Source organism: Bifidobacterium sp. ESL0827 (genome assembly GCF_052606685.1).
This window is the reverse complement of record NZ_CP199597.1, coordinates 378953-396983: the sequence shown is the minus strand read 5'-3', so window position 1 is coordinate 396983 and position 18031 is coordinate 378953. Positions and strand designations below refer to the sequence as shown.

8 protein-coding genes are annotated in these 18031 nt (G+C 59.7%); all 8 read left to right on the top strand.

Annotated features, from left to right (window positions below; all coding sequences use genetic code 11):
* Positions 1 to 126 precede the first annotated feature (126 nt).
* Positions 127 to 1152, top strand: a complete 1026-nt coding sequence (locus ACUIAI_RS01445) for a hypothetical protein (RefSeq protein WP_445342396.1) — start codon at positions 127 to 129, stop codon at positions 1150 to 1152.
* A gap of 270 nt (positions 1153 to 1422) precedes the next feature.
* Positions 1423 to 1986 (top strand): hypothetical protein, encoded by a 564-nt coding sequence (locus ACUIAI_RS01440; protein ID WP_445342395.1) that lies wholly within the window; start codon positions 1423 to 1425, stop codon positions 1984 to 1986.
* Positions 1987 to 2661: 675 nt separating this feature from the next.
* Positions 2662 to 6150 carry an RCC1 domain-containing protein gene (locus tag ACUIAI_RS01435; RefSeq protein WP_445342394.1) on the top strand — a complete coding sequence of 1163 codons (3489 nt, stop codon included), beginning with the start codon at positions 2662 to 2664 and terminating at the stop codon, positions 6148 to 6150.
* Positions 6151 to 7376: 1226 nt separating this feature from the next.
* Positions 7377 to 8297 (top strand): ABC transporter ATP-binding protein, encoded by a 921-nt coding sequence (locus tag ACUIAI_RS01430; protein WP_445342393.1) that lies wholly within the window; start codon positions 7377 to 7379, stop codon positions 8295 to 8297.
* 5 nt (positions 8298 to 8302) lie between these two features.
* On the top strand, positions 8303 to 9070 hold the full coding sequence (locus ACUIAI_RS01425) for an ABC transporter permease (RefSeq protein ID WP_445342392.1): 768 nt from the start codon (positions 8303 to 8305) through the stop codon (positions 9068 to 9070).
* Between the two features lie 7 nt (positions 9071 to 9077).
* Entirely contained in the window at positions 9078 to 9743 is a 666-nt protein-coding gene (locus tag ACUIAI_RS01420; RefSeq protein ID WP_445342391.1) for a TetR/AcrR family transcriptional regulator, read from the top strand.
* A gap of 241 nt (positions 9744 to 9984) precedes the next feature.
* Positions 9985 to 13905 (top strand): RCC1 domain-containing protein, encoded by a 3921-nt coding sequence (locus tag ACUIAI_RS01415; RefSeq protein ID WP_445342390.1) that lies wholly within the window; start codon positions 9985 to 9987, stop codon positions 13903 to 13905.
* Positions 13906 to 14239: 334 nt separating this feature from the next.
* Complete coding sequence (locus tag ACUIAI_RS01410; protein WP_445342389.1) at positions 14240 to 17953, top strand: RCC1 domain-containing protein; 3714 nt, start codon at positions 14240 to 14242, stop codon at positions 17951 to 17953.
* Positions 17954 to 18031: the final 78 nt, after the last annotated feature.

Sequence of the window (18031 nt, the reverse complement as noted above, 5' to 3'; positions counted from 1 at the left end):
TCAATGGTCCCCGTCAAAGAGGTTTCGCCCACAAGTCCCATAGGATGAAAACATCAAGGTGATTCCGCGATGAAGGGAGATCCCCCAATGCCTCATACCAATCCACCTCGGGTGATTTTTAGCCAGATGATCGATTCTCGACGCATCGAACTCTACTGGGACCAGGAGGTGAAAGGAGCCGCCGATCCCCAGCACTTCCGCCTTTCCCTGGACGACCATCCTCTGCCGCTGATGGAGAGTACCGACGTGGAGTGGAACCTACTCAATGTCTATGAGCCCATCAAAAAACGGTCCACGCTAATTACCAAGGAACCCTTGGATTTCACTGTCTTGGGACGCCTGACCATACGTGCGGACGCGGCCATCGTCAACCGCCAAGGCCAGCAGGCCGACCCGGAGGTCGAGATCGTGGTCAACAACTGGCACTACCAGTACACCCAGTTCACCAACTGCCACTGTGGCATCCCCATCGAATCATCGGACGACGTCAAGCACCACACCCGGCTGCTGGCGGCCGATCTGATCGACACCATGCTGTCCGCATCGCCGCAGGTAGCCAAGACCATGATCGCCGAGGGCGCCAGGGTCGCCATCTACGGGCTGCACGAGGATGTCTATGACATACCCGAGCACCGCGGCGGCGCCCAGATCATGGAGCGGCCTGTTGAAGGCTATGGAGGCATGATCGGCGACCCGGTCACATCTATCTCCGCCGCCAAGATCGAACGCATCACTGAGGGCGTACACCAGACCCGCTACCCCAATGAGTCCATACTGGCCCATGAATTCGGCCACGCCATCCACCTGCTGGGCATCAACCGCCTTGAGGATCAGAGCCTGGCTCACCAAATCCAAACCGCATACAGCCATGCACAGGAGACGGGTCTCTGGCCCCACACCTACTTGATGGGCAACATCGAGGAGTACTTCGCCACTCTGACCTCCATGTGGTTCAACGTCATGGCCGAGAGCGCCGACGATAACTGGGACGGCGTCCGAGGCCCGCTCAACACCAGGAACGAGCTACGCGAATACGACCCGACCGGCTACGACATGCTGGCGGACATCTATCCGCAGACCGCACTGCCCTACCCCTGGAACACCAACCCGGTCAACCATGACTACAGCGGGCATATGGACCAGCTGCCCTGAGAGCACCCGCTGTGGCGTTTGGCCTGCAGAAGGTGAGGATCGCGCCCGTGAGGCTACCCGACTAAGAGGCAGAGTGGTGGCTAACCAGGTAAATACGGCCAGCATTCGACCGCGAATGATACAAGTCGGCAAATATCGAGTCGGCAAATATTTTGTATACTTAGAGAAAGAGCTAAGCTTGCCTTAGCCAATAACCGCTCTTCTGGGTTATGAGACTTAAATCTAATGAACAATGTTGTGAGCCCTCCCCTACTTGCCTAAGGAGAACTGATGAAGGAGACAAAGGCTTTTGGACAGGCAGACTTTGATCCGGCAGAGGCGCATGAGCGGGATTCCCAGGTACGCGTGGGACGGCTCACGGCATTGCCAGCCCAATTCCACAGCAACGCAAGAACAGCTGGGGCTATCTGGAAAAAACAAATAATCGCTCTCGTAGCAGTATTGATGAGTGTGTCCCTGTTCTCGGGTTGCCAGGGATCGAACAGGTCAGAGCCATCAGTGAAACAGGTCTCCAATTATCTTTCATCGTTGACAAAGTACAACGTTTCTGGTGACGGCAGTGTCAAAACCATCTCTGCGAACAAATCGGGAACCCTGTATGTACTGGCACAGCGAGCCGATCTCAAGCGGGCTGAAGCCGCGCAATGCAAGGTGAACGGGCAAGCCATGCAGCGTTCTTCTTCTGACATAAATTACCCAGCAGGTGACGGAAAGAATTTCTTCCCATTCGCACAAATCGAGATCGCGCAAGGCAACCCACACAAGCTCTCTTGCAACCAACCGAGTGGGACCAAATTAATTGCGTTGCTCGACCCGCATATCCGAAACTTATGAAGGCTGGGTCAACGAGCAATCGAGCAGCAGGAAGTTGACCGAAAGCAGCTACAAGTAAAACAGCAAACGTGCGTCCCATTCTGCCTGCTGTCCAGAGCCTCCGAAGTCGTGGAACGGTAAGCAACGAAACCCGATATTCATCAACCTTCACAACCCAAATATTGCCGTTAAGAAGCCCCACTGCAGCTATAGCCTGAGTGCTACAAGGCCAGGTGTGATAAAGTTGTTTCAGATTGTCAGGATTGTACCTGGCCTACGGCTGGCTTGAAAGATGGGGATATCTGATAGCTTGGCCGCTGTTCCTGGGGAAGGGGATCGTAATTAGCATGCGTCGGCATTCGTACACAACAGGTAGACCAGCTATGGCCGTCAGTATTCTGCTCGCCATAATCCTGCCCGCAAGCCTTATCGCAGGCAGTTTTGCCACAGCTGACACTGCTGCAAGCGAGCCTAGTGCTGCCGACACTGCCGCGCCAGCCGCACTAGGAGGCACCGGGGGGGGGTCGTCAGACCCCTCGCGTAGCTAAGCAAAATTCCGGCATTTCCTCCAGCAAGGCAACATCGCTCAGCACACCGACAACACCTGAATCTCCACTAGCTTCACCATCTCCGCTAGCTTCACCATCTCCGCTAGCCGTATCCTCCCCACTAGCCACATCCTCCCCTCTTCATTCCATGCCAGGGAAAACAGGCACCGAAGGCAGCTCCCACCATAACCTCCCACAAACGCGCTCAAACACCCAATACACCGTTACTTTCAGCAATCCCCTAGGCACCGATACAACCCAGACAATCACAGATGGCGAGCGCGCAATACGGCCAACCGACCCGACCAAGGACGGCTACCTTTTCGACGGATGGTTCATCGGCGATACTCCGGTTGCCTACGACTTCAACCAGCCGGTCACCGACAATCTCACCCTCACCGCCAAGTGGACCAAAGGCTCTGAAACCTGGAGCATCAGCCCTGATCACGGGCCCGAAACCGGCAATACCAAGGCCACTATTACGCCGCCTACAAGGCAAGACATCAGATTCAGCCAAATCCAAGCAGGCAACAGCCACTCTCTGGCCATAGGCTCGGACGGGAACCTCTACAGCTGGGGCAGCAACCAAAATGGACAGCTGGGCCGCAACATCGGATCGGCCACATACGATGCCAAGCCAGGCCTGGTCGCCAAACCCGCAGGAGCATCAGGCGACTTTACCTGGGTGCAGGCCAGCGCAGGATACGATCATTCCCTGGCCATAGGCTCGGACGGCAACCTCTACAGCTGGGGCATCAACAGCTTCGGTCAGCTGGGCCGCAGTATTGATTCAGCCAATAGTGTCCAGCCAGGTCTTGTCGCCAAACCCGCAGGAACTTCAACAACCTTTACTTGGTCGCAAATCAGTGCAGGCGGCGAATTCTCTCTGGCAATCGGCTCCAACGGCGTTTTGTACAGCTGGGGATGCAACCAATGGGGACAGCTGGGAATCGGAATCCGGGACTCGCAGACCCATATCACGCCAAGCCCAATCAAGAATCCATCAACAGCAACAATCACATGGAGCAAGGTCAGCGCAGGGTACGACCATGCATTGGCCATAGGTTCAGATCGCAGCGTCTACAGCTGGGGTGGCAACAACCATGGACAATTGGGCAACGGCGACTCAAGCTCCTACTGGAGCACTACACTCGTAAAACCTCAACTGCCCGATACCGTCACCATTACCCAGATCAGCGCAAAAAGCGACTCCTCCCTCGCTCTCACCTCTGATGGCACCCTGTACGCCTGGGGATGGAACGACAATGGACAGATAGGACGAGGGGCTACCGGATCCAGCGCCTTCTATGTCAATCCAGACAAGCTCACCGTGAGCGGAGTCAGCTTTACGCAGGCCGGCGCCGGAAGAGGAACCACCCTGGCATTGGGATCCGATGGCAAGCTCTACGGCTGGGGAAAGTATGGGGGAACGCCCATAACCGGCACTCCCAGCCAGGTCAGCTTCACACAGGTCAGCGCTGGCGACGATTACCTTTTGGTCTTAGGCTCGGATGGCAACCTCTACAGCTGGGGCAACAACAAGTACGGCCAATTAGGACTCACTGACAGTGTCGACACATCAACAGGTATCCGAACCCCAAAGCTCACACCCTTCCCTGAAGCAGCCACTCTCAGCTCAGTCGACTTCGGCGGAACGGCGGGAACGAATCTGACTGCGAATACGGACGGCACTTGGAGCGTCACCACACCCAAGCATGCAAGAGGCAAGACGGATGTCACCGTCTCCTGGAGCATGAACGGCCAGCAGCCCGATGTGCACCTGACCTACCGATACTTTGGTATTTACAATATCGCGTTCTCTTCCGATGGCGGCTCCTGCCCAGCACCCTCAGGCATGCCCAAAGATCAGTCCGCAACTGAGGGCGAGCAGGTCAAGCGCCCGTATCCTGACCCGCAGGCGGCCGGCTGCCTGTTCGACGGCTGGTTCGTCAAGGACGCCAACGGCGATTCCAATGTGGCTTATGATTTCAGCCAGCCCGTCACCAAGAATGTTGGACTGGTCGCGCATTGGAGCCTAGCCGACACTCGCGGCTGGTCGATCAACCCTGATAAGGGCAACGTGCTGGGCGGCCAGCAGGTGACCATTACGCCTCCCAAAACCAGCCGTGGCGTCCGCTTCAACCAGATCAGCGCCGGCGGATCCAAAAACAGGGAGATGCGCGGCTTCTCGGTGGGCGTGGCCAGTGACGGGAATGCCTACGCCTGGGGCAACAACAATTACGGGCAACTGGGAACCGGCGACAACAAGCAGCGAGACAAACCAACCGAGGTCCTCAAGCCAGAGGGTGTAAAAGAAGGCTTCACCTACACACAGATTTCGTCAGCGGGATCTCACACTCTGGCTATCGGTTCCAACGGCATCCTCTACAGCTGGGGGCGCAACGATTTCGGCCAGCTGGGCAACGGCAACACGGACACGAGCGTCCACACCAAGCCGGAAGCTGTCATCAACCCCAGTACGGGCCAGCCGTTCCAGGCCATCCAGGTCAGCGCCGGAGCCTGTGACTCGGTCGCCATCGATACCACAGGCAAGGTATACAGCTGGGGAAGCGAAACCACAACCCTCGGCGATAGCATCAGCACTGCAAATTCCGTTGCCAAACCGAAGCCCACCCTAGTAGCCGATCCGGGCGGCACCGATCAGGGTCTGCACGCGGTCCAGGTCAGCGCCAACTGGAGCTTCATCATGGCTTTGAACGCTGATGGCAACATATACGCGTGGGGATACAACAACTGGGGGCAGTTCGGCAACGGGTCCTCGACCAACGGAACTTGGACCACTTACTCCTCCACCCCTACGCTGGTGCGCGATCCCACGGATACCAGCAAAGGATTGCAGGTCACCGGGATCAGCGCGGGCGCATGGCACGCCTTAGCCATAGGTCAGGACGGCACGGTATGGGCATGGGGAATGGACAACAATGGCCAGCTTGGTTTCAGCACCGACTATCAGACGTTGCCCAAGCAGGTGCCTAATCTCAAGGCCCAACAGGTCAGCGCAAGCACATGGAATTCCTTGGCAATAGGTCAGGACGGCACAGCCTGGGGCTGGGGCAACAACGCCAATGGACAACTCGGCGACGGCACCACCAGTAAGCGGACCACGCCACGGCCGGTCTCATCCCCTGCAGATCAGAGCGGATCCGGCACTGGATTCGCATCCGTACGCATCAGTGCAGGATGGGGCCATTCCGTGGCCATCGGCCAGGACGGCAAAGCCTACGCCTGGGGCGACAACCGCTACAATCAGCTTGGAGCCGAGCAGAGTCTGACGCAGAGCCGCACCCCGACCCTAGTCGCCTTCAACCCCACGTTGCTGATCACCGGCGTCAAGTTCGACCAGGCGGCGGTCAGCTCCCTGCAGCAGAATCCTGACGGGTCCGTCTCTTTTGCCACGCCTGTCCACAATCCGGGGCTGGCCGATGTGATCGTGTACTGGACCCTGGACGGCGTCAGCCAGACCCAGGCGCACCTGTCCTACACCTACGAAGGCGTCCTGCCCCTGACAGGCGGCAACGGCACCATGATAATCCTTCTCGCCGCCGGTCTGCTCGCCACGGTCGGCGCCGCCGCAGCCGGACGCCACCGGCGGGAAACCCGCAGCCTGCACGTCTAGAATCTTCACCCGAGTAAGCAGCCGGACTAAACCCCAAGCTAGCCCAGCCGAAGGGTGGCCCCGCCAATCCCCCAACACAACGGAGCCACCCACCACTTTCGTCCCTAGCTCACTCCTGCTCAGTTATAGATAAGAAATCAAAGAGCCTTGGTGAATTCATCAAATCAGTGAGCACTTTTTAGGCTGTTACCCATATGGACCGCATAAATTGGAGTTTTGCAAGGCAGAGGTTTCCCCTAGCAAACACTTGCAAAAACAGTCTTCTACCGAGCTCGCTACTGTCATTGCCTCAACCGGACCCTAAAAGCTGGTGTTCGTAAAATTGTAAGTCCTCAGTACAGGACCAGAACAACAGCGAACTCGAGGCAGAGTGGAGCGCACAAAATCGTGCCCCGGTGAGCAGAAAGAGTGTCTGGTCCACACTTGAACAATCCCACTGCTGAAATTCCCCACCGTCCGCGGAGCAAAGACCGCTCCAGCTATCTAAAGCAGTTCCCTTGGCGACCGGAGTCCAGATCTTCAAACCCTTCAGCCAGATAAGGAAGATCAGAACCATAAAAGACCCGACCACCATCAAAACCGCAAGAAAGTCAGCTTCTGATTCGTACGCGAGGATTAATCGAACAACGTAGACCAGTAATTGTGTTTGCATTCAGGCAAGATCCGATTACTAAACAGCTTGCTACCAAGCTTCCAGTACCTGTAAAAGTAGGCGGTGACTGCGGAGAAGACGGTGTCAATAGCATCCAACAAGCCGGCACCCGTAGACATAAATCCCCTATAATTTCTTCGTCGAAGAGTAGTTATCGGATTCCCAACACTGCTAACGAAAATCATAGTACTCACTGCAATAATGAGGAAAAACACGCTCTCCCTAACGTCTATGGACAAAGTGTCTGCGAGCGCGCCGAGACCGCCCGACACAGATCAAAGGCGCTTTGCTGATAAATGCCGCTGATAATTACTGCAGATAAATCAGCATTGATGGACCATACTGCGCGAGAGAATGCACAAATCCTCAACAGATCCTCATTAAAGGATGAAATCCCTACTCGGTTTCATATTCATAATCACCACCAAGAGCCGATGCGGCAACACAATGATGCAAGATTAATTGTTAACGATGTTATTATAGTTAACATTGTTAATTAGCAACAATCATCAGGAGGTATACCTTGCATCCTGCAAGAACCAATTCAGGGGAATACGCCCTGTCCTGTCAACAGGTGCGTAAATCATTCGGGAGCAGGCAGGTGCTCAAGGGTGTGGATCTTCAGGTCAGACGCGGAATCATCCTGGGTCTGCTGGGCCGGAACGGAGCAGGAAAGTCAACCCTGATCTCGGCCTTGACCGGACTGGTTGAGCCGGACTCGGGCCACATCACAGTCGAGGGATACAACCCTTATCGAACCTCTTCACGCATCGTCGGCCGGGTCATCGGACTCGCGCCACAGGACCTGGGCATCTATCCCCACCTCAGCGTCCGAGACAATCTGCGTGGCCTGGCCGGTCTGCAAGGACTGAGCACCAATCAGGGCAACAAAAGAGCCGACGAACTGATAGAGCTCATGGGGCTGGCATCCCAGTCAGGAACATCAGCCGAGAATCTATCGGGAGGGCAGAAACGACGCCTCCACACCGCCATGGCCATGGTCCACAATCCCCCGGTGCTCTTCCTGGACGAGCCCACTGTTGGGGCGGATGTGGAGGCCCGCGCCAGAATACTCTACATGGTCAAGGCCATGAGCCAGCAGGGCACCACCATCATCTACACCACCCACTATCTCAAGGAGTTGGAAGAGATGGGCGCGGACCTCGCCTTCCTGATCGACGGGCGAATCCAGGTCCAGGGCTCCCTGCAGGAGGTGCTCCACAAATATGCCCGGGCATCCCTGCGCATCTCCTTCGTCGGTCAGGCACCAGGCCAGATCCCAGGATGGCAGATGACAGAGGGCTTCCTGGAGCCCGATCACCCGGTTTCCAGCCCAGAGCAGGAGCTGGCCCGCCTCTTGCAGGAGCCGGTCATGAAAAATGCCCGTCTGGCGTCAATCACCATCGTCCAGCCTGACATCGAATCGGCCTACATGACCGTCATGGGTACATCCTCAAGCGACCCGGCCGGGTCACGAGCATGGGAAGACAGGTGAGCGCCATGCATTTCAACGGATATCTAGCGGCGTTCCGCCTGAATTTCAAAATCGAGTTGCGAAGCATCTGGCTGCAGGCGGTCATCGTGGCCATTCCCCTGATCATCATCCCCTTCATGCTGCCCTCCTACCGGGACTCACTGCGAGCCCAGGGGCATCTGGGCGCGAACGGATCCGAGCAGGCGCTGCCGGGGTTCGCCATCCTTTTCTCCATGTTCTCCCTGCAACTGGTCCTCCAGCTTTTCTTCCAGGAGCACGAATGGCACACCTGGGACAGAATGCGGGTGTCAGCGGTCTCCGTCCTCGAACTGGTCATGGCCAAACTGAGCGTGTCCTTCATGGTGCAGGTGATCCAGGTCGCTCTGGTCATGCTGATCGGGTCGGCGCTCTACCACTATCGACCCAATGGATCAGTCCTGGCCCTGGCCGCGGTCTGCCTGGCCATTTCAATTGTGCTGACCCTCTTCGGCCTGCTGCTCTACATCTTCTCGTCCTCCCAGAACATGGCCATGTCCTTCAACAACATTCTTGGCATGCTCCTGGCTGGCATGGGCGGGGCACTCAGCCCTGTCTCCGGATTCCCGGACTGGGCCCAGAAATTGGCCAAGGGCAGTCCCATTTACTGGGCCATGGATGCCGTAGGAAAAATCAATTTCAAACATGCCGGGATGGCAGAAGTCTGGCCTGATCTGCGCATCCTGCTGGCCTTCCTGGTCGCCCTGGCTCTCCTGGCAACGGTACTATTCAAGAGAGGAGTACAGCGGAAGGAGTGAGGAAGGCATGGCTGACCCACCCAAGGCACCCGTCAAGACGACGCTCAACCGCGACTATGTTCTGCGTTCCGCCCTCTATTTCGTCGATGAACATGGACTGGACGCCTTGAATATCCGCGCCCTGGGCAAGCAGATGGGGGTGTCCGGGCCAGCCATCTACCGCCATGTGCCCAGCAAGGCCGCCCTGCTTGATGGGATCGTCGAGCTCATCTGGCAGTCAGCCACCGACCTGGACTCCATACCCCAGGGCATGGGATGGCGGCAAGCGCTTGAAGATGTCATGCTCCAGGTCCACCGGACGCTGCTTTCGCATCCCCGGGCCCTCCCTCTCATGGCCACGCATCCCATCAACACCGACCAGTCCTTCCACATGGTCAGCACCTGGTTGAACCAGCTGACCGCCCATGGGCTCAAGGTCGATTCCGACACCATCCACCTGCTCAATAGCCTGGCCGGACTGACCTTGGGTAGCGCCATCGCCCAGGCCTCTCCCCCGGTCGGCGGTGCGGGTGGCCGGACCAATACGGAACTTGCAAAAAAGCTGGCCGAGGATACCCGAGGATTTGATGATCTGAAGAGGCTGTTCGATTCTCCGGGCGACGGAATCAGTGCACTTATGGAGACCAGCTACCGCAAAGGCCTGCACGCCCTGATCGCCGGTTGGTCTGCCTGATCCGGAACTGCCGACCAATTCAGCGGGCCACTGCATCAGAAGTCCTGCTTGGCGATGTTCCCTCGACATTCCATCTGAGAGGATTTTATCCTCAGGTAGTATAGTTGGAGGATGCAGGGCTTTCTGTTCAAACTCTCATGAAAAGGGATGGGGACGCGCAAAGCGTCTAGGAAGCCTCCGAGGGTGTCTTACCGGCAGGGGTCGGCAGCGTCAGCCTTTGGGGAAGGGGATCATGCTTAATATGCGTCAGCATCAGCACATGTCGATCAGACCAGCTGCAGCCGTCAGTTTTCTGCTATCTGTCATCCTGCCTCTAGGCCTCATTGCCTGCACCAGCGCCGATGCCAGCACTACGGCCAGCGAGTCTGCTGTGGCCGGTGCCAACGCGCCGACCACATCAGAAGGCACCGGGGGGGGGGGTCGTCAGACCCCTCGCGTAGCTAAGCAAAATTCCGGCACTATCTCCAGCAAGGCAACGCCAGCCACCATATCAAAAACACCCCAGTCACCACTGGCCACCCCATCACCCTTACACCCGACAAACCCGACGCCGTCCGCACAACCCACGCCCAGCGACGACAGCCGTTCCCTGCTGACGCGATCCTCCGCCACGCACACCGTCACCTTCTCCGACGAGGACCAGCACGCCAGTTCAACCCAGAACGTCAACGACGGAAGCCGGGCCACAAGACCGGCCGACCCGACCAGGGACGGCTACCTGTTCGACGGCTGGTTCACCGGCGACATCGCCTACGACTTCAGCCAGCCCGTCACCAAAGACATCACCCTGCAAGCCCACTGGACCAGCAAAAAGGGTTCATGGAATCTCAGCCCATGGCACGGGCCATCCAAAGGCGGCAATGAATTGCAGCTCAGGCCGCCCACACCGCGTGGCCTCAAATTCACCCAAATCAGCACAGGCGACCGACACACCCTGGCCATCGGCTCAGACGGCAACACTTACGGATGGGGAAGCAACGACTACGGGCAGCTGGGCGACGGCACACTTCAGGACCATTACACGCCTCAACTGATTACCTTCCCACAGTCGGTCCACATCATCCAGGTCAGTGCGGGCATGCGCAACTCCCTGGCCTTGGATGACCAAGGCCACATCTGGGCTTGGGGCCGCAACGACTCCGGCCAGCTTGGCCTGGGAGACAGGACCAGAAGAACAACCCCGACAATGCTCGATGCCAGCACAGGTACACACTACGAGCAGGTATGCACCAGGGAGCAGCATTCCATGGCCTTGGACAGTGACGGCAACGCCTGGTCTTGGGGCGCAGGTCTCTATGGACGACTGGGAATCGGCGATACAACGAATTCCTATTCGCCTGTCAAAGTACTGAAGCCGGATAATGTACCGTCCTCATTCAAATTCACCCAGATCAGCGTGACCTACTACCGCTCGCTCGCTCTTGGCAATGACGGGAACGCCTATGCCTGGGGCGATGCCCGGTGGGGACAGATAGGCAACGGCAGTTCCGACGGCAGCTACAACAAGCCGGTCAAGGTCTCCAAACCAGCCAACGTGGATGCTTCGACCTTTTCCTATACGCAGATCAGCGCCGGTTACGTGCACTCCTTAGCGCTGGGCAGCAACGGCGAAGTATATGCCTGGGGAGTCAACGACAATGCCTCACTCGGCGACCCCAGTCACCCGGTCAACAACAACTCTGAAGCAGATGGCCCCCATGCGTATGTCGCCATACCCAGCAAGGTCGTCCATCCTGCCGGGGCCCCAAGCACCTTCCGCTTCACCCAGGTCAATGCGGGATACAAGTACTCCCTGGCCATCGGCAATGATGGCGAGGTCTACGGATGGGGATCCGATGCCGACAGGCAGCTGGGCGTCGACGAAAGCAAGAAACCCTCCGGAGGCTACAATTGGGACACTCCTTTCCGTGCCATGCATCCTGCAAATGTGAGCGAGCCTTTCACATACCAAGCCATCAGCAGCTTCGGGAACACCACCCTGGTAATAGGATCCGACGGATATGCATACGGTTGGGGAAGGAACGACTTCGGAAACCTGGGCAACACCAACAACCGCACACCATCAACGCAGGTAATGCAGGCCAGCCGGGTCATCTTCCCTGAGTCTGCGAACCTCATTAGAGCCCTGTTCGATGGCGCATCTGTCAGCTATTCAGCAATGCAAACAGACCAGCAGGGCAATTACTGGTCGCTCAAGCCTCCTGCACATGCCACGGGATGGGTAAAGGTGGTCATCTCCTGGAGCATGAACGGACCGCAAACCGATGCCGTATTGTCCTACAAATACGACGGTGCGGATCATGCGGTCAACTTCGCCAAGGGATGTACCGACTGCACGGTTTCCGGCATGCCCGCTCAACAATCGGTTACAGATGGAAATCAGGCTTCACGTCCCTATCCTGATCCGTCCAAGGACGGCTTCCTATTCGACGGCTGGTTCCTCAAGGATGCCAATGGCGGTTCCAAAGTGGCGTATGATTTCAGCCAGCCGGTCACCGGAGACATCACCCTGGTCGCGCATTGGAGCCCCGCCAACACCGGCGGCTGGTCGATCAGCCCAGACAAGGGCAACGTGCTGGGCGGCCAGCAGGCGACCATCACCCCGCCCAAGCTGAGCCGCGGCATCCGTTTCAGCCAGATAAGCGCCGGCGGCTACCAGTCCGGGGGTTCGCCCGGCCTTTCGGTGGGCGTGGCCAGCGACGGGAACGCCTACGCCTGGGGCAACAACCAGTACGGGCAGCTGGGCCAGGATCCAGACAAGACGCCTACGCAGAAGACGCCGGCCAGGGTCCCCCTGCCCGACGGCGTGGCCTCCGGTTTCACCTACACGCAGGTCGCGGCAGGCGGGGCTCACGTGCTGGCCATCGGCTCCGACCAGACCGTCTACGCCTGGGGCGCCAACGACCAGGGCCAGCTCGGCAACGGCAGCCAGGACAGAAATACCCATCCCAGTCCGATGCCAGTCAAGGGCGCGGACGGCCAGCCCTTCAAGGCCGTCCAGGTGAGCGCCGGCGCCTACGACTCGGCGGCCATCGACCCGCAGGGGCGCGTCTACACCTGGGGCAGCGAAGGAAACAATCACTACAACTACAGCACGTCCAAACCGACCCCGACCCTGGCCAGGGACCCCAACGGCTCCAGCCAGGGGCTGCACGCGGCCCAGGTCAGCGCCAACTGGGGCTTCATCATGGCCTTGGGCACGGACGGCAGCGTATACACGTGGGGATACAACAACTACGGGCAGCTCGGCAACGGCCAAAGCACAGGAGAAGGCAGCACCACGTACGCCGCCGACCCGGCACGCGTGCCCGATCCCAAGGATGCCAGCAAGGCCTTCAAAGCCGTGCAGATCAGCGCCGGAGGCTTCCACGCCCTGGCCATCAGCCAGGACGGCACAGCCTGGGCATGGGGGTACAACGACTACGGGCAGCTCGGCGACAACACGGAAATTAGCAGGCCCACGCCCACGCAGGTAGGAAACCCCACAGACTCCAGCCAGCCATTCCAAGTCGCACAGATCAGCGCCGGCGTAATCCACTCTCTGGCCATCGACAAGAGCGGTGCAACCTGGGCATGGGGAAGGAACACCAACGGCCAGCTCGGCAACAACACCACCAGCACCCAGCCCACCCCCAGGCGCGTGTCGCCGCCCGCAGGCCAGGGCAGCGCCGGCACCGGGCTCGCAGCCGCACGAATCAACGCAGGACGAGGCCAATCTCTGGCCATCGGCCAGGACGGCAACACGTACGCATGGGGCGACAACCAGTACGGCCAGCTCGGCAACACCAGCATCCCCACCGGAGAATACGTAGACGCTGCTAAAAGCCTCGTACCAGTACCAGTAGCACTCGATCCACAACTGCTGATCACCGGCGTCAAGTTCGACAAGACGGCCGTGGACCACCTGCGGCAGAATTCTGACGGGTCCGTCACCCTGGCCACGCCCGCCCACAGTCCAGGACAGGCCAGCGTAGCCGTGGACTGGACACTGGGCGGCGTCAGCCAGACCCAGGCGCGCCTGTCCTACACCTACGAAGGCGTCCTGCCCCTGACGGGTGGCAACGGCAGCATGGTCCTCCTGCTCGCCGCCGGGCTGCTCGCCGCAGCCGGCGCCGCCGCAGCCGGACGCCACCGGCGCGAAACCCGCGCCCTGCACGTCTAGAATCTTCACCCGAGTAAGCGGCTGGACTAAACCCCAAGTTAGTCCAGCCGAAGGGTGGCCCCGCCAATCCCCCAACACAACGGAGCCACCCGCCTCTTTGCATTCACCCTTTATATCTACTCTCTGGAATGAGTCAATAAGGTGTGAAGCGGTCTTCATATAGTGTTCAGCCAAGCAGCCCGGCAGGCTAGCTGACGGGCACTTGGAGCATGCGGACGGACCGTGATAGCCTATTGTATATACGTGGGGATTGTGTCTGCCATCTATCGGGGAGCCGGACCAGGGGAGTTCCAAGCACGCGGCAACAGTTCCTGGGAAGGGGATCATGCCGATCATGCGTCAGCATGCAAACACGCACAGCCGCAGGGCCATCCTCATCAGCATGCTGCTCGCCTGCAGCCTGATCGCCGGAGGCCTCGCCGCGGCTGACACTGCTCCCAGCGAATCCAGTGTGCCCGAGCCGACCAGCCTGGAGCAGACAGCGACGGGCCAACCGGCGGACCCATCAGCCAATCCACCAACCCTGCCGGCCACCCCGGCCAGCCCCAAGTCTCCGTTGCCCTCTCCCTCGCCCCTGAACACCGCATCCCCCCTCATCAGCGCCCAGGCCACGCCCAAGAAGCCAAGCGACACCGGCATCCAAAGCAAGACCACCGACAGCCAGCCCCAGACACGCGCAGCCTACACTGTCACCTTCAACGACCCCGACGGCAGAACCAACACACCCGCCCAGAGCGTCCCCAGCGGCGGACAAGCCTCCAGGCCCGACAAGGACCCGAGCAGGGACGGCTACCTGTTCGACGGATGGTTCACCGGCAACACCGCCTACGACTTCACCCGCCCCGTCACCGGCAACATCACCCTGACCGCCAAATGGACCAAAGGCGCCAGCTCCTGGAGCCTCTCGCCCGCTTCCGGCCCACCAGCCGGAGGCACCAGGATCACCCTCACCCCGCCCACCACACCCGACATACGCTTTAGCCACGTCGGCACAGGAACCTACGCTTCCCAGGCCATAGGCTCCGACGGCAACATTTACAAGTGGGGAGATGCCTCCGATGAAAGGCCAGTGATCGTCACCCCGCCGACAGGCGTCCACTTGACCCAGACCAGCGCAGGAATGAACTTTACTCTGGCCCTGGGATCGGACGGCAACCTCTACAGCTGGGGATTCAACAACCAAGGCCAGCTTGGCAATGGTACCACTACCAATAGCGGGCTGGGCAAAGTGATCATGCCGGCAGACGGCACGAAATTCACCAAAATTAGTGCCGGATTTAACTATTCCTTGGCCATAGGATCGGACGGCAACTTATACGGCTGGGGAGACAACAGCTACGGGCAGCTCGGCATCGGCAATCCCAGTGCGAGCCCTAATCAACAGCCGATTAAGGTGATCCTGCCAACAGGGATCCCAAAATTCACCCAGATCAGTGCAGGAGACAGTCATTCCCTGGCCCTGGGAACGGACGGCAACCTCTACAGCTGGGGATACAACGACCACGCACAGCTCGGCATCGGCGCTAGCGATTCTGATGCTCATGCCGCTCCGAGCAAGGTGAACCTGCCAACAGGGGTCCCAAAATTTACCCAGATCAGCGCAGGATACAAGCATTCCCTGGCCCTGGGAACTGACGGCAACCTCTACAGCTGGGGAACCAACGAGAAAGGCCAGCTGGGACGCAGCATCAATGGGGCGGAGGACGGCACGCCACGCAAAGTGAACCTGCCAACAGGCGTCAGCCGATTCACCCAGGTCATCGCAGGCGGCGAGCATTCCTTGGCCCTGGGATCGGACGGCAACCTCTACAGCTGGGGCGACAACACCAGTGGCCAGCTGGGACGCAACCCCAGCGCAACGAAAGACGGCACGCCACGCAAAGTGGCCATGCCGGCAGGCATCACAATCACCCAAGCCAGCGCGCCCGGCACTTTGGGTGGGGACTTCTCCCTAGCCCTGGGCTCGGACGGCAACATCTATAGCTGGGGATGGAACGGCAACCAGCAGCTGGGACGCGACGCTAGCGGTTACTTCGATGGCCAACCCGGGATAGTCGACTTCCCTGAGAAGCCAAAGCCGACCGGCATCAGCTTCGGCGATAGGCGGGGTACGAGCCTGGCCGACAACAAGGACGGCACTTGGAGCGTCGTCACACCCCCGCATGCAGGAGGCAAGACGGACGTGACCGTCTTCTGGAGCAGGAACGGCTGGAGGCCCGACGCACACCTGGACTACACGTACATCATCACCTATACGGTCGCCTTCGACAGCGCCGACGGCGATCCAGTCCCGGACCAGCAGCGAATCACAGGAGGCCGGCAGGCCACACGCCCAATCACAGACCCGGCGAAGGACGGCTTCCTGTTCGACGGCTGGTTCCTCAAGGATGCTGAGGGGGATTCCAAGGTGGCGTATGACTTCAGCCAGCCGGTCACCGGAGACATCACCCTGGTCGCGCATTGGAGCCCCGCCAACACCGGCGGCTGGTCGATCAGCCCAAACAAGGGCAACGCGATGGGCGGCCAGCAGACGACCATCACCCCGCCCAAGCTGAGCCGCGGCATCCGCTTCAACCAGATAAGCGCCGGCTCTCTGAGCGGCTTCTCCGTTGGGGTGGCCAGCGACGGGAACGCCTACGCCTGGGGATACAACCAACACGGGCAGCTGGGCCAGGGCAGCGCCAGCAGCACTCCGCAGAAAACACCGGTCAGGGTCCCCCTGCCAGACGGCGTGGCCTCCGGTTTCACCTACAAACAGGCCGTGGCGGGCGGCTACCATGTGCTGGCCATCGGCAGCGACGGCATCGTCTACAGCTGGGGGGCCAACGACCGCGGCCAGCTGGGCGACAACACCACCAGCGACCGTTCCAAGCCGCAGCCCGTCAAGGGAGCGGACGGCCAGCCCTTCAAAGCCGTCCAGGTGAGCGCCGGCGCCTACGACTCGGCAGCCATCAGCCCGGATGGGCGCGTCTACACCTGGGGCAGCGAAAACAACAACTTCACCGATTACAGCACATCCAAATTGGCGCCGGCCCTGGCCAAGGATCCCAACGGCTCCGGTCAGGGGCTGCACGCGGACCAGGTAAGCCTCGGTTGGAGCTTCGTCATGGCCATGGACGCGGACGGCAACGTATACACGTGGGGGTACGACAACTATGGGCAGCTCGGCAACGGCACAGCCACGGGAGAGCACAGCACCATATACGCCGCCGACCCGGCACGCGTGCCCGACCCCGAGGACACAAGCAAAACCTTCAAAGCCACGCAGATCAGCGCAGGAGCCAACCACGCCATGGCCATCAGCCAGGACGGTATCCTCTGGACGTGGGGGTACAACTACCGCGGGCAGCTGGGCGACAGCACGACAACCAACCGGCCCTCGCCCACGCAGATAGGAAAACCAACAAAAGCCAGAGTCACGCAGATCAGCGCCGGCGCGTACCATTCCCTGGCCGTCGACCAAAGCGGCACAGCCTGGGCCTGGGGATGGAACATCAACAGCCAGCTCGGCACCAACAGCAGCGACTTCTATCAGCCCGCGCCCACGCTCGTGTCGCCGCCTGCAGGCCAGGGCAACGCCGGCACCGGGCTCGCAACAGCACGCATCACCGCAGGATGGAACCACTCCATGGCTGTCGGCCAGGATGGCAATGCCTACGCCTGGGGCGACAACGCATCCGGCCAGCTCGGCACCGGAAGCGACACGACTCCAATCAGCACCCCGACCCTGGTGGCCCTCAACTCGTTGCTGATTACTGGTGTCAGTTTCGACAAGACGGCCGTGGACCCCCTTCAGCAGAACCCTGACGGGTCCGTCTCTTTTGCTACGCCTGTCCATAATCCGGGACTGGCCGACGTGATTGTGGACTGGACGCTGGGCGGTGCCGGCCAGACCCAGGAGCACCTGGCCTACACCTACGAAGGCACCCTGCCCCTGACGGGAGGCAACGGCACCATGATCCTCCTGCTCGCCGCCGGGCTGCTGGCCACAGCCGGCGCAGCCGCAGCCGGACGCCACCGGCGCGAAACCCGCATCCAGCACGCCTAGAATCTTCACCCGAGTAAGTAGCCGGGCCGCATCCCAAGACGACCCGGCCAACCAGGGTGGCCCCGCCAATCCCCTAAC